The sequence below is a fragment of the Streptomyces sp. NPDC012825 genome, assembly GCF_042900925.1.
GTDB lineage: Bacteria > Actinomycetota > Actinomycetes > Streptomycetales > Streptomycetaceae > Streptomyces.
The window spans coordinates 122,500-138,651 of record NZ_JBIBBZ010000001.1; the positions used below are offsets into that span (position 1 = coordinate 122,500).

Below are 16,152 nucleotides of genomic sequence, written 5' to 3' on the forward strand. Positions count from 1 at the left end.
GAAGGGGCCCGGCCGGGCGGGGGCGTACGCGAAGAGGCCCGGCCTCAGCCCGACAGGGACGACTCCCGGCCGTCCTTCGCGGGGGCGGCACCGTTCCCGGTCACGACGTGGCCGCCGCCCGGCGTCCGCCGGGACAGCTTCAGGGCCACCGCCGCCACCCCCAGCCCCGCCGCCGTCATCGCCGCGCCCGCCCAGGCCGTGGCGGGGTAGCCGAGGCCCGCGTCGATGACGGTGCCGCCGAGCCAGGGGCCGCCGGTGTTGCCGAGGTTGAAGGCGGCGGTGGTGGTGGCGCCGGCGAGGGTGGGGGCGGCGCCGGCGACGTTGAACATGCGGGCGTTGAGCGCCGGAGCGGTGTAGAAGGCGGAGGCGCCGAGGAGGAAGGCCAGCAGGACGGTGGCGACCGGGCTGGACGCGAAGAGCGCCAGGGCGACCAGGAAGACGGTCGAGGCGGCGATGCCGCTGAGCAGCACCCCGAAGAGGTGCGCGTCCGCGACCCGGCCGCCGATCGCCGTCCCCACCAGGGCGCCGACGCCGAAGAGCCCGAGGACGACCGAGACCCAGCCCTCGTCGAGGCCGGAGACGCCGGTGAGGAGCGGGGCGAGGTACGAGAAGGCGCAGAAGACGCCGCCGGCCGCGAGCGCGGTGACGACGACGGCGAGCAGGACCTGGCGGTCGCGGTAGATCGTCAGCTCCCGCTTGAGCCGGGGCCGGGTCTCGGGGACCGGGATGCGCGGGATGCGGGTGAGGACGCCGACGAGGGCGACGGCGGAGGCGAGGCCGACGGCCCAGAACGCGGAGCGCCAGCCGAGGCGCTCGCCGAGGAAGGCCCCGGCGGGGACGCCGAGGACGTTGGCCGTGGAGAGCCCGCCGATCATGACGGCCATGGCCCGGGCCCGCGCGCCCACCGGCACCATCGCGATGGCGACGGCCGCGCCGACCGCCCAGAACCCGGCGCAGGCGAGCGCGCTCACGACCCGGGAGGCGAAGAGCACTCCGTAGTTCGGCGCGAGGGCCCCCGCGACCTGTCCCAGGCCGAAGACGGTGATCAGGGCGACCAGGGTCGTCTTGCGGGGCAGCCGCAGGGTCGCCACGGCGAGGAGCGGGGCGCCCACGACCATGCCGATGGCGAACGCCGAGATGAGCAGCCCGGCGCGCGGTATGGAGACGTCCATGTCCTCCGCGATGGCCGGGAGCAGCCCGGAGAGCATGAACTCGCTCGTCCCGAGCGCGAAGACGGAGAGGCCGAGGATGTAGACGGCCGTCGGCATGCGGGTGGGGGCGGGCGTCGCGGACTCGGCTGAGGAAGGCGGCATGACATGCGTCAACCGCGGATTCATGCCTGTCATTCCGTCCTGCCGGACCGTCTTGGCATGTGGATACGCCCCTGGGGGCGCGTGTCCCGGGGACACGGAGGGGCCGCCCGTTCCCGGCCGGGAACGGGCGGCCCTTCACCGGGGGACGCCGCTCAGCAGAGGCAGGGCTCGCCGCCGCCGCCGAGCCCGATGACATCCCTGTCCCGCAGCGCGCCGGAGTACGCCTGGACCTCGTCCACGTCCCCGCGCAGGTACTCGCCGGGACCGCGGGCGGTGAGGCCGCGGCCGATCTGGAGCGGACCGGTGCCGCGCCAGGACGTCGGAAGGGCGGCGGTCGCACCCGCGTTGGTGTACCCGTCGAGGTACAGCTTGACCGTGTCGGTCGCGTCGTCGTAGACGACGGCCAGGTGGTGGCCCTGGCCCTGGCCGCCGTCCGCCGGGACGATCTGCGAGAGGACCAGCTCGGGCGCGCCGGCCTTGTCCCGCTTCGGCACGACGAGCTGCCAGGCGCGGGCCGACGGGCTGTAGCGCACCTTGAAGGCGTCGGCGTACGTGCCGGGCACGGACAGCACGGTCATCGGGCGGGCCGGTTCGGGGTCCGCGAGCCGCACGGTCACGCCGACGCTGAAGCTCTCCGAGGTGTCCACGACCGGCCCGTCGGCGACGGCGTGACCGGCCTTGCCGTCCAGGGTCAGGTGGCCGTCGCCGACCAGGGCGTACGGCACGTCCGGGCAGTCGGGGTCGAGGTCCGGGACGCAGGACCCGTCGGGGCTCCGGTGGATCGTCGCGCCGGTGCGGAGCCACAGCGGTCCGTCACCGGCCGCCCCCGGGCTGGCGCCGTCCGTCGCGGTCTCCAGGGCCCAGTGGCCGAGCCGCTTCGGCTGTCGGTGGGCGAGCCGGGTCACCTCGTCGGCGACGACGACGCGGTCGTGGACCCGGACGTCCCCGAGGTCGCCCTTCCAGTGCCGGTCGTAGCCGGTTCCCTGACGGGCCCGGCCGAGCTGGAACGCGCCGGTCGCCGCGGCGGGGACGGCTCGCACGGCAGTGCCCACCGGGCGGCCGTCGACGTACAGCCGGACGTCGCCGGTCTCGGCGTCGCGGAGGCCAAGGAGGTGCGCCCACTCGCCGGTCTCCGGAGCACCGCCCGACACCCGTGCGTCGCCGAGGGCGAAGGACCAGACGGGGCCGGAGGCCTCCGTGCGCAGATCGAGGACGTAGGCGGACCCGCCGGCCGCGTCCTGGCTCGCGACCGTCATGGCGCGGTCGGTCCGCGCGGGGCGGACCCAGGCGCTGACGGCGAAGGTCCCGCGGGTGTCGACGGCCGGGGCGGGCGCGGTGAGGAAGGCCTGGCGGCTGCCGTCGAGCGCGGCCGTGGAGGTGAGGGAGGTGCCGGTGGGCGCCGCGCCGCCGAAGGTCACGCCGGTGCCGGCCCGGGCGGCCGTGCCCTTCTCGGCGGCGGCGCTCGTGGACCCGGCGGCGTCGGCCAGCTTCCAGTGGGCGACCGGCACGCGGCCGGCGTTCACGAAGAAGTGGTGGTAGACGCTCGTGCTGCTCCGGCCCGCCCGGTCGATCGCCCGGACGGTCAGGTAGTCCGGGCCGTTCCTCTGCGGCAGGAAGCGGATGGTCGCGCCGCCGCCGGGCTCGGCGGGACGGGCGGTCCCGTAGGGGCCGCCGACGAAGCCGTACTCGTACGCGACGACGTCGGGCGACGGGGAGTCCACGGTGAAGGAGCCGTACACGCCGACGCCGTCCCGGTACTGGTCCGCCGGGTACTCCTCGGAGGTGACGACCGGGGCGTTCGGGCTCACGCGGTCGATCACGAACCGGCAGGCCGCGCCCGCCCCTTCGGAGCTCCACGCGGAGACCGCGGTGCCGTCGTTCGCGCGGACGTGCCACGAGACGACGGTGTCGGCCGGTACGTCCGGCGGGAGCTGCCAGCGCTGGGCGGTCCCGGAGGGCAGCGGGTACGAGGAGGCGTAGGTGCGGCGCTGCTCGGCTCCGGAGGCGTCCGTCCACCAGGCCTCGAACTCGCCGGAGACCATGTTGGCCTCGGAGGGCTGGTTGTCCTCCACCGGGTCGCGCAGCACGGCCGTGACGAAGGGCTCCGTCGCGACGTACGCGGGCGCGTCGCCGGTGGCGCAGGGCTCGGAGTTCGTCCGGAGGTCCTGGACGAGCGGCTGCTCCGGCGGCAGGTTGTCCGCCGCGTGCGCGGTGCCGGGCACGGCCGTCACGACCGACGCGACGACCGCGGCCACGGTCGCCGCCGCGCCCCACCCCGCGTACGACCCTCTTCCGGCGCGTCTCGCGCGACCGGGCTTCCGACTGGACAAGCGTCCCTCCCCTGAAAGCGGTCGCGGTCCGTGATCACGGACCGCGTGCCGGAGGCTAACAAGGGCCGCTGACGAGCGAGTAGTGGTTTTGTCGCGGGCGCCTCAGCCCGCCCGTCCCGTCAGCTCCTTCAGCTCCCGCTCCACGTTCTCCCGTGCCTTCTGCTCCCACACCGCCGCCCCGTACGGCGTGCGGAAGAGCCGGGGCAGGTCGAGGAGGTGGCGCAGGACGGCGGCGCGGCCCTCGCGGAAGGCGGTGTCGGGGACGAAGGCGTACTCCTCGCGGACCGCTGCCGCGTACTCCGCGTACGCGTCGGGGCCGCCCGCCAGGACCGCGAGGTCCGCGTCGCAGAGCGTCTCGCCGTTCAGGTCGCCCTCGGCCGGGTCGTGGGTGACGGTCAGGCGCACCAGGCGGGCGACCTCGGCCACCTCGTGCGGGGTCAGGCCCGCCTCGGTGAGGGCCCTCTCCGCCAGGACCGCCGACCGTTCCTCGTTCTCGGAGCGGTCGGGACGGTAGACGGCGTCGTGGAACCAGGCGGCGAGCCGTACGAGCTCCAGTTCACCGCCCTCGCCGCCCTGGTCGGCCAGTTCGTCGATGCGGTCGAGGACCGCCCGCAGGTGGTCGACCGTGTGGTACCGGCGCTGCGGCTCGGCCCAGCGGGCCAGCAGGTTCCGTCCGTACGGTGCGGGGTCGGGGCCCTCGCGGCCGGCGCGGGCGGCGAGCAGGGTGGCGTTCCAGCGCCGGAGGAGCGCGGGGTCCTGGTCTGCGGTCATGGGGGCATTGTGCCCGCCGGGGCCGCCCGGCGGCCGTCACGCACCGGGCGGCTCACCCCATGTCCCGGTCCCGGATCCGGCCCGGGGCGCGCACTCCCGGCAGAGCGTCTCGTCCGCGACGGGCCGGAACAGCATCGGCTGTACGTGCTCCCCGGCGCACTCCCGCGCCCCGGCCAGCCGCGCGGACAGCCGGGGCCCCTCGGACACCGGGGGCGGCACTTCGCGGGGCGGCACCTCCCGCAGCAGGTACCGCACCAGCCCGCCGGGCCGGTGCACGGGCGTCCCCGCGCCGGGCAGGCCGCGCAGCACGTGTTCGTGGATGTCGGCGGAGGTGTGCCCGGCCTCCAGCCAGCGCGCGGCGAGCCGGGCGAGCTCGTCGCGCATGCCGGGCGGGATACGGCGCAGGGCGGGGGAGAGGAGCGGGAGGGCGCCGACGAGGGCGCGGGCTTCTTCGAGGGGTCGGGGCTCGCCGGGGGCGGGCGGGACCGCCGCCTCTTCCGGTGCCGCCACCGCCTTCGGCTCCTCCGGAAGGTGGGAGGTGTCCTCCGGGAGGTCTTCTTCTGGATGACCGCCGGTGGGCGAGTTCGCCGGTGAACCAGTGGCCGGGTTTCCGGTCGCCGGTGCGGCCTGCGGGTTCGCGGGCACGCGGTGGAGGAGGCGCGGGTCACGGGCGAAGAGCTTGACGGCCTGCTCGCGGCTCAGCGGAACGTTGGAGACGAGCTGTTGCGTCGCCCACCTCCCGCCGGCCACCTGCACCCGCCGCTCGTGCACGAATCCCTCCGCGATGAGCTGCCGCTTGGCCTTGATGAACGCGTCTCCTCCGATCCCGGCCCGTTCGGCGGTGCGGGACAGGTTCTCGCGAGCGTCCCCGGGGAGGGAGAGCTGCCAGGTCAGCAGCCGTACGGCGTGGGAGCTGAGCCGGGGGTGCCGGATGAGCTCGTGCGAGAACTGGGTGAAGCGGCGGGAGGGCGCGCTAAAGTTCCGGTAGATCACAGTGGTGGGTCTTTCCACTAGTGGTTCAGGCCCTCGCTGATGGGTCTCAGGTCATCGGCGGGGGCCGTTTTCCGCGAACGTAGCGCAGTGGCATATGCCCGCACAGGCGCGTGGAGTGAAGACCGCCCATTCGAGTGACGCGCGGTCACATCATCATTCAGGTGCGGGAGTCGGTTCCCGGGACGAGGTGCTGATGACCCGTACGGCTCCGCGCGGTGTCAGGCTCGCGCGCTCCTCCGGGCTCGCCGTCCAGCACTGGTCGGCCGGGGCCTCCCACAGGTAGCCGCTGGGGCGGACCAGCGTCAGCAGGTTCCCGTGCACGTCCCGTACGCGTCCGGTGAGCGCCCTCTGCGCGTCGGTCACGACGTCGCCGATCCGGTAGTGCCTCACCGGCCGGCCGCCCGCGCGGTCCGCAGCAGCACGGCGAGCCGCTTGGCGCCGCCGACGCCGACGGTCCCGAGCCCGTACCGGTGGACGTCACCGGCGGGCCCGCGCGTGACGTCCCGGTAGAGCCCGTTCGTGGGGAGCCCGGCGGTCTCCATGGCGTCCTTGAGGTCACGGTAGACACGGGCGGCCTCCGCCTCGGAGACGGGGCGGGAGGGGGGTGGGGGCGTGGGTGCGCTCATGGAGGTCTCTCTTTCTGGTGGATCTCCTCCGGTACGCCTTCACGATGACGGATGCGGCCCTACGCTCACCAGGAGTTGGGTTTCCGGCGGGGAACGGGGAACGTGGCATATGCCGGCCGAGAACGAGATCGATCCGAGCGAGAGCCTGGAGAGCTTCATCGCCGAGCTGATTCGCGACGCGCGCAAGCAGCTCGGCTGGCGACAGCAGGACCTCGCGGCGAAGGTCTTCAGCAGTACCACCCGGATCTCCGCGATCGAGAACGGCGACCCGCCGGACCTGAAGCTCGGTCGTCAGTTGGACCAGGTCCTCGAACTGGGCGGGAAGCTGACGAACCTGTTGGCCATCCGGGATCGAGTCGCCTTCCGCGACTACGCGCAGGGCTTCCTGCGGGACCAGGCGCGGGCGCGGACCATCCACGAGTTCTCGCTCGTGGTCCCGGGTCTGCTCCAGACGCCCGGTTACGCCAGGTCGATCATGCAGCTCGCGGACCCCGGCGGCCGGACGGACATCGAGGCCGCCGTGAGGCGGCGCGTCGAGCGGCAGGCGGTGTTCGACGGCCCCCAGCCGCCCTGGCTGTGGGTGGTCCTGAACGAGAACGCGCTACGAGAGGACATGGGGACGAAGGCCATCATGAGGGAGCAGATCGAGAGGCTGCTCGAAGCCGTCGAACTCCCTTACATCAACGTGCAGATCCTGCCCGCGCACCGTGCCTCCATCCCTGGTTCCGTGAGCCTCCTGACCTCACCGTCGGGCGAACGCACGGCCTACACTGAGGGCTTCGGGACGGGCCGCTACATGGTCGAACCGGCTGATGTCGACCGGTACCAGAGAATCTATGATCGGCTCCACGCCGACGCCCTCGGGACCGTTGAGTCGCAAGTGATCATCCGCGAAGCACTGGGGAAGCACGATGACTGAGCCTGACTGGCACAAGAGCACGTACAGCGGTGACAACGACAACTGCGTCGAGGTCGCCGACAACCTCCCCCTCGTCCACGTCCGCGACACCAAGAACCACGCTCGGGGCGAGCTGACCGCCACCCCGGCCGCCTGGTCCGCGTTCACCGCGTTCGCGCGGACGTACGCGGGCTGACCCTCTTCGCCTACTCCCGGCTCGTGTAGTGGCGTCTCGCCCACAGGGGGAGCGCGAACCACAGGGTGAACAGCCAGACGCCGACGGCACCCGCCAGCCAGGCGGCGAGCGTGTCGTCGAGGGCCACCCGCAGCAGCATGAGCAGGGTCAGGACGGTGGTCACCGCGAGCAGCAGCAGACCGGTCCTGGCCATCCGGGCGGCGAGCACCACCGTCTGCGGCTTGATGCGGCGGCCCGCGACCATCCGGTGCAGGGACACCGGGCCGATGAGGGACCCCGCGCTGGCCGCGCCCAGCACGACCGCGGTGACGTAGAGGGCGCGGTCGGTGTCGCCGAGGTCGGCGAAGGCGGGCTGGAAGACGGCGATGAACAGGACGCCGAAGAGGATCTGCACGCCGGTCTGGGCCACCCGCAGCTCCTGCAGCAGGTCGGCCCACATCCGGTCCGCGCGCTCCTCGGCCGACTCGTCGCGCCCCCGGCGCGGGGCGGGAGGACCGGGCGCGGCGACCCCGCTGTCTTCCGGTTCCGGTGCCATGGCGCGCTCCTCGCCGTGGTTCCCCACGGTGTCCTCCGGCCCCCTACGGGAAAGTCTCCCACCGCTCCGGGCCCCTTCGCCCGTTCGGGCCCGCCGTCGTGCGGGGACCGGGGACGGCTGGTGTGCTGGCCGGGACCCCTTCCCGTGCGCGTACAGGAGCGACACCATGGCCGTCATCGTCACCGTCGAGATCCCCGGGGGAACCCGGGAGCAGTACGAGGAGACCATCCGGCAGCTCGGGGCCACCGACTGGTTCCCGGCGAGCGGGCTCATCGCGCACGCGGCCGGGCCCGACGGGGACGGCGGGTGGAAGGTCGTCGACTTCTGGGACTCCGAGGAGGAGTTCCTCGCCTTCGTGGAGCGGGCACGGCCGATCATGGAGCGGGCCGGCATCGCGACGATGCTGCCGACCGTGCAGCAGGCCGTGAACGTCATCCTGCGCTGACCCCACCGGGCGCGCGGCCCGTCGAAAACCCTTTGCGGCGGGCGGGGCACGGGCGCCAGGCTCCTCGTCCATGACCAGTCATCCCTCTCCCCTTCCTCCCGTCGCGGACCTGTTCTCCGCCGACGGGCGCATCAGAGTGATCCCGCGCCGGGTCGCCCGCCGCGAGGCGCTGCTCGCGCACCTCGCCGCGACCCTCTTCGAGGACGGCCGGGCCTACCGCGAGCCCGAGGTCAACGAGGCCCTGAAGGGCGTGCACGACGACTTCCCGGCCCTCCGCCGCCACCTCGTGACCGGCGGCTTCCTCTCCCGTACGAGGGACGGCGCCGCGTACCGCCGACAGCAGCGGACCGGGACCCCGGGGGGCGCGACCACCGCCGTCGCGTGACGGGGGCGGTGGTGGCCGGCCTCCTGGCCGGCTACGGCATCGCGATCCCGGTCGGCGCCGTCGGCGCCCACCTGGTGGCGGTCGCGGCCCGTTCCCCGTGGCGTACGGGGGCGGGCGCGGCCCTCGGCATCGCCACCGCGGACGGGCTGTACGCCCTGCTCGCCGTCCTCGGAGGGGCGGCCCTCGTCCCCCTCCTCGCCCCCGTGGCGACCCCCCTGCGCCTGGGCTCGGCCCTGGTCCTCGTCGCCCTCGCGGCGCACTCCGCGCGGCGGGCCGTACGGACGTACCGCGCCGACACGAGCCCGGAACTCCCGCCCGGCCCCGCTCCCCGGCGCGCGTTCCTCACCTTCCTGGGGATCACGGTCCTCAACCCGCTGACCGTGCTCTACTTCACCGCCCTGGTCCTCGGCGGCCGTCCGGCGACGGGCCCGGCCGCGGCGACCGTCTTCGTCCTCGCGGCCTTCGCCGCCTCCGCGAGCTGGCAGCTCCTCCTGGCCGGCACGGGCACCCTCCTGGGCCGTGCCGTCACCGGCCCCCGCGGCCGCCTGGCGACGGCCCTCGCGTCGAGCGCGCTGATCACGGCGCTGGCGGCGGGGGTGGTGGTCTGAGGGGAGGGCCCAAAGCGGCCCGGCCGGTCAGCGCCCCCGTCGCGCCCCCGCGGTCAGGACGACCGCTCCCGCCGTCAGGCCCACCGCCGCCCCCAGCGCCAGTACGCCGCCGCGCGAGCGCCAGGAGAGGACCGCTCCCTTCGACCGGGCCGAGAAGACCGAGCCGACGCTCAGCCAGGAGCCGACCGAGCCGACCGAGAGGGCCGAACCGACCGAGCCGACGCTCGCCCAGGACCCGATCGAGGCGACCGAGTGGGCGGAGCCGACCGAGCCGATGGAGAGGAACGAGCCCACCGAGCCGATGGAGAGCATCGAGCCGACGGACCCGATCGAGAGGAACGAGCCCCGGGACCAGAGCGAGAAGGACGAGTCCCCCGAGCGGGAGGAGGGGTGAGAGGTCATGGGGCGATCCTAGGGACGCACCGGGGGCGGGGCATCCCCCCAACGCGCCCGTTCTGTACGCCCCTCCCGCGCCGTCACCGCGTGACGCCCCCGGGCCGGTCCGGTTCCGGCTCTCCGCCGGTTCCGCCGGTTCCGCCGGTTCCGGCGTACGCCCCGGGAGCGCGGTCGCGCGGGAGGCGGGCCAGGGTGACCGTCCGGAGGAGCCACTCCGCCGGGCCGTGCCGGTGGGTGGCCGTCAGCCTCCGGCTGAGGGCGAGTTGGGCGGCGTACAGGACGAGCGCGCCGAGCGTGACGGCGGCCGTGCCGAGGCGGTCGTAGAGGGCGAGGCCGTAGCCGGTGAAGACGAGCGCCAGGACCAGGGACTGGGTCAGGTAGTTCGTCAGGGCCATCCGGCCGGCCGGGGCGAGGAGGGCGCCCGCCCGCGCGCCGCGCGCGGTCCGCAGCAGGAGGAGCGCGCCGCAGACGTACGCGGCGGTGAGGGCGGGCGCCGTGACCACGCCCACCGCCTGGCCGAGCACGGCCCACCGGGGGCCGAGCGGGCCGACCACGGTCATGGCCAGGAAGACGCCGCCGGGCAGGCCCACGGCGGTGCCGAGCAGGCAGACGCGGCGCAGCCGCGCCCGGTGGGCCCCCGTGGCGGAGGCACCGGAGAGCAGTCGCCGCTTGCCGCAGTGGAGCCCGGCCAGGAAGGCCGTCACGACGAAGCCGCCCATCGTGAACAGGGAGGAGAACCCCTCGGGCAGCAGCCCGGCGTTGGTCGCCACGACGGACGCGGCGTCGCCGCGGTAACCGGCGACGAGTTCGGGGACGGAGGCGGTCAGCTCGGCGTTCATGCCGGCCACCTCGGCGTCGGACAGGAGCAGGGTGAGCAGCCCCAGGAGCAGCATGAAGACGCTCGCGCAGCCGTACACGACCCGGGCCGCGGTCCGTGCCGCCCCCGGCGAGCAGCCGCGCGCGGCGACCAGGACCAGGCCGAGCAGGGCGTACACCATGAGGATGTCCCCGGAGTACAGCAGTACGGCGTGCGCGAGCCCGAGCGCGAACAGGCCGAGGGAGCGGCGCAGCAGCCGGGGCACGGCCCGGGCGCCGTCGCGGTCGGCCGCCTCCAGCTGGAGGGTGAAGCTGTAGCCGAAGAGGAACGAGAACAGCAGGTAGAACTTGCCGACCACGAAGACGTGGACGACCGCCTCCACGGCCCTGTCGAGGGCGGAGGCGCCGGGGGCGAGGAGCCCGTAGAGGCTGTACGGGCCCGCCGCCATCGGCGCGTTGACCAGGAGGATGCCCAGGAGCGCGAAGCCCCGGAGGACGTCGACCTCCGTGACGCGCGGTCGGGCTCCTCGTATGTGTGCGGCCGTCACCGGCACCGTTCCCCCCGTCGGGCGCGTGCGGCCGGGTGCCTTCCCGGGCCGTGGACGCCGGTGTTCGCTGTGCGGTGTCCAGTGTCGTACGGGCGCGGCGGGCGGGACAGGGCCCCTACGGGTCGTCCCGGGGCGCCTTCGTCCCCCGGAACGTGCGCCGGTACGTGTCCGGTGGCACCCCCAGGGCGTGGTGGAAGTGGCGGCGCAGGGTCGTCGCCGTGCCCATGCCCGTGCGGGCGGCGACGAGTTCGACGCTGTCGTCCGTGGTCTCCAGGAGTTCCCGGGCCCGGTGGATGCGCTGGGTGTGCAGCCAGCGCAGCGGGGTGGTGCCGGTGGTGGCGGTGAAGCGGCGGGTCAGGTTCCGGGTGCTCATGTTGATCCGGCGGGCGAGGTCGGGGACCGTCAGGGGGGTGTCGAGCCGGGCGCCCGCCCAGGCGAGGAGGTCCGCGAAGGCGTCGGCGGCGTCGGCGGACGTCGGCGCGGCGACGTACTGCGCCTGGCCGCCGGCCCGGCGGGCCGGGACCAGGAGCCGGCGGGCCAGTTCGGCGGCGACGGCGGCGCCGTGGTCGGCGGCGACCAGGTGCAGGCACAGGTCCATCCCGGCGGCCTTGCCCGCCGAGGTCAGGACGGTGCCGTCCTCGACGTAGAGGATGTCCGGGTCGACCTCGACCAGGGGGTACCGGGCCGCCAGGTCGTCGGTGTGCGCCCAGTGGGTGGTGGCGCGGCGGCCGTCCAGTACGCCCGCGGCCGCCAGGACGAACGCCCCCGTGCACAGCGACACGATCCGCGCGCCCCGCGCGTGCGCCGCGCGCACGGCCTCCAGGAGGTCGGCGGGCGGGGCGGCGTCGACGTCGGTGCAGGACGGGACGACGACGGTGTCCGCGCCGGCGAGGTCGTCGAGGCCGTGCGGGGCGTCGATCCGGAGCCAGCCGCCGACCCGGGCGGCGGCGGTGTCCCGCGCGGCGCAGACCTTGAAGTCGTACCAGCCGTCCGTGATCCCGCGGTCGACGCCGAACACCTCGCAGGCCGCCGCGGTCTCGAACAGCATCGTCCCGTCGTGGACCGCCAGCGCCACAGAAGTCATGCGGGGGAGTGTACGGAGCCGTCCGGGCCTTCCCCCTCCGGCTTTTCGGACCACGCGCCCCGCCCGCGCGCATCGTCCCAGTACCGCCCCCGTCCCCGTGCGTGTACCACGCAACAAGACCTCGGATTGGTCTAGTCCAAGACTCCTTCAAGTTTGGTCCAGTCCATTGACGCGTCCGGCGCGGCGGGGCTAACTCCGTATGCCAACAGCCGCGTCCAACAAAGCCGTTGGCGCCCACGCCCCCCACATCCACGGGACTGTCATGAGACGCGTACGTTCGCTCCGCTCGGCCCTCACCGCCGCGGTGACCGCCGTCGCCGCCCTCGGCCTCGCCGCCGTCGGCACCGCGCCCGCCCAGGCGGCCACCCCCCTCCCCGCGCACGTCTTCGCCCCCTACTTCGAGGCCTGGACCGGCGAGAGCCCCGCCGCCCTCAGCGCCCAGTCGGGCGCCAAGCACCTGACGATGGCCTTCCTCCAGACCGCCGCCAAGGGGTCCTGCACCGCGTACTGGAACGGCGACGGCTCCCTGCCCGTCGCCGCCTCCTCCTTCGGCGCCGACATCAAGACCATCCAGTCCCGCGGCGGCGACGTCATCCCGTCCTTCGGCGGGTACACGGCCGACACCACCGGCACCGAGATCGCCGACAGCTGCACGGACGTCAACCAGATCGCCGCCGTGTACCAGAAGGTGATCACCACCTACGACGTCACCCGGCTCGACATGGACATCGAGGTCGACTCCCTCGACAACGCCGCCGGCATCGACCGCCGCAACAAGGCCATCAAGGTCCTCCAGGACTGGGCCGCCGCCAACGGGCGCCGGATCGAGATCTCGTACACCCTGCCGACGACCACCCGGGGCCTCGCCGCCGGTGGGCTCGCCGTCCTCAAGAACGCCGTCGCCAACGGCGCCCGCGTCGACGTCGTCAACCTGATGACCTTCGACTACTACGACAACGCCGCCCACGACATGGCCGCCGACACCAAGACGGCCGCCCAGGGCCTGTACGACCAGCTCGCCAAGCTCTACCCGGCCAAGACCCCCGCGCAGCTCTGGGCCACGGTCGGCATCACCGAGATGATCGGCGTCGACGACTTCGGCCCCGCCGAGACCTTCACCCTCGCCAACGCCCGCACCGTCTACGACTGGGCCGTCTCCAAGGGCATCAACACCCTGTCCTTCTGGGCCCTCCAGCGCGACAACGGCGGCTGCCCCGGCGGCGCCGCCGCCGACAACTGCTCGGGCATCCAGCAGAACACCTGGGACTTCTCCCGGATCTTCGCCCCCTTCACCAGCGGGACGACCGCCCCGGCCGACGACTTCTCGGTGGCCGTGACCCCGGCCTCCGCCACCGTCGCCGCCGGCTCCTCCACCACCGCCACCGTGAAGACCGCCGTCACCGCCGGTGCGGCCCGGACGGTGGACCTCACGGTCGGCGGTCTGCCCGCCGGCGTCACCGCCTCCCTCAGCCCCGCCTCCGTCACCGCCGGCGGCTCCTCGACCCTCACCCTGAACACCACGACGGCCGCGGTCTCCGGCACGTACCAGATCGTGGTCAACGGGACGAGCCCGTCCGCCGGGCACGCCGCCGTCCTCTCCCTGACCGTCACCGGCGGCGCCACCCAGTGCACGGCCGCCCCGTGGGCCAGGGCCTCCGTCTACACCGCCGGCCAGCAGGTCTCCCACAAGGGCCACACCTGGAAGGCCAAGTGGTGGACGACGGGCGAGGAGCCCGGCACCACCGGCGAGTGGGGGGTGTGGCAGGACCTCGGCGCCTGCTGAGCCGTCACCGCCCCACGTACACGGGCCGGGGCCCGTCCGCAGTCGGACGGGCCCCGGCCCCGTACTCCGGCCCGCTCAGCCGTCGGTCGCCTTGAAGCCCCGCAGCCGCAGGCTGTTGCCGACCACGAAGACCGAGGAGAAGGCCATGGCCGCGCCCGCGATCATCGGGTTGAGCAGCCCGGCCGCGGCGAGCGGCAGCGCCGCCACGTTGTAGGCGAAGGCCCAGAAGAGGTTCGAGCGGATCGTGCCCAGCGTCCTGCGGGCCAGCCGGATGGCGTCGGCCGCCGCCCGCAGGTCCCCCCGTACGAGGGTCAGGTCGCCGGCCTCGATGGCGGCGTCCGTGCCCGTGCCCATGGCCAGGCCCAGGTCGGCCTGCGCGAGCGCGGCGGCGTCGTTCACGCCGTCGCCGACCATGGCGACCGAACGCCCCTCGCCCTGGAGGCGCTTGACGACGTCGACCTTGTCCTGCGGCATGACCTCCGCGATCACCTCGTCGATGCCGACCTCGGCGGCGACCGCCTCCGCGACCGCCTTGTTGTCGCCGGTGAGCAGGATCGGCGTCAGACCCAAGGCGCGCAGCCGGGTGATGGCCTCGGCGCTGGTGTCCTTGACCGCGTCCGCGACCTCGAGGACCGCGCGCGCCTCGCCATCCCAGGCGACCGCGATCGCGGTACGGCCCGCGGCCTCTGCGTCCGCCTTGGCGCGCGCCAGACCGTCCGGCAGCTCCATGGACCACTCGTCGAGCAGCTTGGTCCGGCCCACCAGAACCGCATGACCGTCGACCACGCCCTGCACGCCGAGGCCGGGCACATTGGCGAAGTCCTCCGTCGCCGGCAGGGCGCCGACCCGTTCGGTGGCGCCTGCCGCCACTGCCTGGGCGATCGGGTGCTCAGAAGCGTGCTCCAAGGCTCCGGCCAAGCGCAGGACGTCCTTCTCCTCCACACCTTCGGCGGTGTGGACGGCGAGGAGGGTCATCCGGCCGGTGGTGACGGTGCCGGTCTTGTCGAGGACGATCGTGTCGACCTTGCGGGTGGTCTCCAGGACCTCGGGGCCCTTGATGAGGATGCCGAGCTGCGCGCCCCGGCCGGTGCCGACCATGAGGGCGGTCGGGGTGGCCAGGCCCAGGGCGCACGGGCAGGCGATGATCAGGACGGCGACGGCGGCGGTGAACGCGGCGGTGAGGCCCTGTCCGCTGCCGAGCCAGAAGCCGAGGGTGCCGAGGGCGAGCGCGATGACGACCGGGACGAAGACGGCCGAGATGCGGTCGGCGAGGCGCTGGGCGGCGGCCTTGCCGTTCTGCGCGTCCTCCACGAGCTTCGCCATCCGGGCGAGCTGGGTGTCGGAGCCGACGCGGGTGGCCTCGACGACGAGCCGGCCGCCGGCGTTCAGGGTGGCGCCGGTGACGGTGTCCCCGGTCCCGACCTCGACCGGGACGGACTCGCCGGTGAGCATGGAGGCGTCCACGGCGGACGAGCCCTCGACCACGGTGCCGTCGGTGGCGATCTTCTCGCCGGGACGGACCAGGAAGCGGTCCCCGACGCGGAGTTCGGCGGTCGGTACGGTGACCTCCCGCCCGTCCTTCAGGACGGTGACCTCCTTGGCCCCGAGCTGCATCAGGGCCTTCAGGGCCGCGCCCGCCTTCCGCTTGGAGCGGGCCTCGAAGTACCGGCCGGCCAGGAGGAAGGCGGTGACGCCGGCGGCGGCCTCCAGGTAGATGTTCCCGGCGCCGTCGGTGCGGGCGATCGTGAACTCGAAGGGGTGCGTCATGCCGGGCGTGCCGGCGGTGCCGAAGAACAGCGCCCACAGCGACCACAGGAACGCGGCGCCCGTGCCGACCGAGATCAGGGTGTCCATGGTGGCCGCGCCGTGCTTCGCGTTGGTCCAGGCGGCCTTGTGGAAGGGCCAGGCGGCGTACGTCACCACGGGCGCGGCCAGGGTCAGGCTCAGCCACTGCCAGTACTCGATCTGCAGGGCCGGGACCATCGCCATCGCGATGACGGGGACGGCGAGCACGACGGCGGTGACGAGCCGCTGCCTCAGGGGCCGCAGCTCCGCGTCGGCCCTCTCCTCGTCGGAGGGGCCCGCCCCGGCGGTCTCGTCCCTCGGGGGTGCGGGCTCGGCGGCGGTGTAGCCGGTGGCCTCGACGGTGGCGATGAGGTCGGTGACGTCGACGCCCGCGCCCGCGTCGAAGGTGACCTTCGCCTTCTCGGTGGCGTAGTTGACGGTGGCCTCGACCCCGTCCATGCGGTTGAGCTTCTTCTCGATGCGGGCCGCGCACGAGGCGCAGGTCATGCCGCCGATGGCGAGCTCGACCTGAGCCGTGCCGGATGTCGTCGTTGCCATGGACTCTGCTCCTCGTGGTGTACGGGTCCGGGGCCGGGGCCCGGGTGGGGCGCGGTGCGGCGGGCCCCGGCGGCCGGGGGAA

At 74.1% G+C, this 16,152-nt stretch carries 17 protein-coding genes; 6 read left to right on the forward strand and 11 right to left on the reverse strand.

All coding sequences use genetic code 11. The features are described from left to right. Positions 1 to 44 precede the first annotated feature (44 nt). The 6 genes from ACFY7E_RS00650 to ACFY7E_RS00675 form a co-directional block, all read right to left on the reverse strand. Positions 45 to 1,268 carry a Cmx/CmrA family chloramphenicol efflux MFS transporter gene (locus ACFY7E_RS00650; protein ID WP_389480982.1) on the reverse strand — a complete coding sequence of 408 codons (1,224 nt, stop codon included), beginning with the start codon at positions 1,266 to 1,268 and terminating at the stop codon, positions 45 to 47. Between the two features lie 197 nt (positions 1,269 to 1,465). After that, a complete protein-coding gene (locus ACFY7E_RS00655) occupies positions 1,466 to 3,568 on the reverse strand; it encodes a LamG-like jellyroll fold domain-containing protein (protein WP_389479189.1) in 2,103 nt (700 codons plus the stop codon). A 177-nt stretch (positions 3,569 to 3,745) separates the two neighbouring features. Continuing rightward, complete coding sequence (locus ACFY7E_RS00660) at positions 3,746 to 4,414, reverse strand: hypothetical protein (RefSeq protein ID WP_389479191.1); 669 nt, start codon at positions 4,412 to 4,414, stop codon at positions 3,746 to 3,748. Positions 4,415 to 4,450: 36 nt separating this feature from the next. After that, positions 4,451 to 5,407 carry a hypothetical protein gene (locus tag ACFY7E_RS00665; RefSeq protein ID WP_389479193.1) on the reverse strand — a complete coding sequence of 319 codons (957 nt, stop codon included), beginning with the start codon at positions 5,405 to 5,407 and terminating at the stop codon, positions 4,451 to 4,453. A 153-nt stretch (positions 5,408 to 5,560) separates the two neighbouring features. Continuing rightward, positions 5,561 to 5,770, reverse strand: a complete 210-nt coding sequence (locus ACFY7E_RS00670; protein WP_389479195.1) for a hypothetical protein — start codon at positions 5,768 to 5,770, stop codon at positions 5,561 to 5,563. A 23-nt stretch (positions 5,771 to 5,793) separates the two neighbouring features. After that, positions 5,794 to 6,033, reverse strand: a complete 240-nt coding sequence (locus ACFY7E_RS00675; protein ID WP_389479197.1) for a hypothetical protein — start codon at positions 6,031 to 6,033, stop codon at positions 5,794 to 5,796. 109 nt (positions 6,034 to 6,142) lie between these two features. Here ACFY7E_RS00675 and ACFY7E_RS00680 point away from each other — a divergent pair, with 109 nt between their 5' ends. Beyond that, positions 6,143 to 6,952: a Scr1 family TA system antitoxin-like transcriptional regulator gene (locus ACFY7E_RS00680; RefSeq protein ID WP_389479199.1), complete on the forward strand. Its 810-nt coding sequence runs from the start codon at positions 6,143 to 6,145 to the stop codon at positions 6,950 to 6,952. After that, positions 6,945 to 7,127, forward strand: a complete 183-nt coding sequence (locus ACFY7E_RS00685) for a DUF397 domain-containing protein (protein ID WP_389479202.1) — start codon at positions 6,945 to 6,947, stop codon at positions 7,125 to 7,127. Before ACFY7E_RS00680 ends, ACFY7E_RS00685 begins: the two co-directional genes overlap by 8 nt. Before the next feature lie 10 nt (positions 7,128 to 7,137). On the opposite strand, the gene ACFY7E_RS00690 is transcribed toward ACFY7E_RS00685, so the two are convergent. Then, on the reverse strand, positions 7,138 to 7,662 hold the full coding sequence (locus ACFY7E_RS00690; protein ID WP_389479204.1) for a DUF6328 family protein: 525 nt from the start codon (positions 7,660 to 7,662) through the stop codon (positions 7,138 to 7,140). A gap of 166 nt (positions 7,663 to 7,828) precedes the next feature. Here ACFY7E_RS00690 and ACFY7E_RS00695 point away from each other — a divergent pair, with 166 nt between their 5' ends. From ACFY7E_RS00695 to ACFY7E_RS00705, 3 genes are all read left to right on the forward strand, one after another. Beyond that, positions 7,829 to 8,107 (forward strand): hypothetical protein, encoded by a 279-nt coding sequence (locus tag ACFY7E_RS00695; RefSeq protein ID WP_389479207.1) that lies wholly within the window; start codon positions 7,829 to 7,831, stop codon positions 8,105 to 8,107. 70 nt (positions 8,108 to 8,177) lie between these two features. After that, complete coding sequence (locus ACFY7E_RS00700) at positions 8,178 to 8,492, forward strand: DUF2087 domain-containing protein (RefSeq protein ID WP_389479209.1); 315 nt, start codon at positions 8,178 to 8,180, stop codon at positions 8,490 to 8,492. Continuing rightward, positions 8,489 to 9,100, forward strand: coding sequence for a LysE/ArgO family amino acid transporter (locus ACFY7E_RS00705; protein ID WP_389479211.1), 612 nt, complete (start codon positions 8,489 to 8,491; stop codon positions 9,098 to 9,100). The genes ACFY7E_RS00700 and ACFY7E_RS00705 overlap by 4 nt, the downstream gene beginning before the upstream one ends. 27 nt (positions 9,101 to 9,127) lie before the next feature. Here the strand turns inward: ACFY7E_RS00705 and ACFY7E_RS00710 are convergent, their stop codons facing one another. The 3 genes from ACFY7E_RS00710 to ACFY7E_RS00720 all read right to left on the reverse strand — a co-directional run bounded on the left by ACFY7E_RS00710 (position 9,128) and on the right by ACFY7E_RS00720 (position 11,944). Continuing rightward, positions 9,128 to 9,502 (reverse strand): hypothetical protein, encoded by a 375-nt coding sequence (locus tag ACFY7E_RS00710; protein WP_389479213.1) that lies wholly within the window; start codon positions 9,500 to 9,502, stop codon positions 9,128 to 9,130. Positions 9,503 to 9,576: 74 nt separating this feature from the next. Continuing rightward, complete coding sequence (locus ACFY7E_RS00715) at positions 9,577 to 10,860, reverse strand: DUF418 domain-containing protein (RefSeq protein WP_389479215.1); 1,284 nt, start codon at positions 10,858 to 10,860, stop codon at positions 9,577 to 9,579. 115 nt (positions 10,861 to 10,975) lie between these two features. Next, entirely contained in the window at positions 10,976 to 11,944 is a 969-nt protein-coding gene (locus ACFY7E_RS00720) for a helix-turn-helix domain-containing protein (protein WP_389479217.1), read from the reverse strand. Between the two features lie 262 nt (positions 11,945 to 12,206). Here ACFY7E_RS00720 and ACFY7E_RS00725 point away from each other — a divergent pair, with 262 nt between their 5' ends. Then, positions 12,207 to 13,727 (forward strand): chitinase, encoded by a 1,521-nt coding sequence (locus ACFY7E_RS00725; protein WP_389479219.1) that lies wholly within the window; start codon positions 12,207 to 12,209, stop codon positions 13,725 to 13,727. A gap of 75 nt (positions 13,728 to 13,802) precedes the next feature. On the opposite strand, the gene ACFY7E_RS00730 is transcribed toward ACFY7E_RS00725, so the two are convergent. Further along, positions 13,803 to 16,070 carry a heavy metal translocating P-type ATPase gene (locus tag ACFY7E_RS00730; protein WP_389479222.1) on the reverse strand — a complete coding sequence of 756 codons (2,268 nt, stop codon included), beginning with the start codon at positions 16,068 to 16,070 and terminating at the stop codon, positions 13,803 to 13,805. Between the last annotated feature and the right edge of the window lie 82 nt (positions 16,071 to 16,152).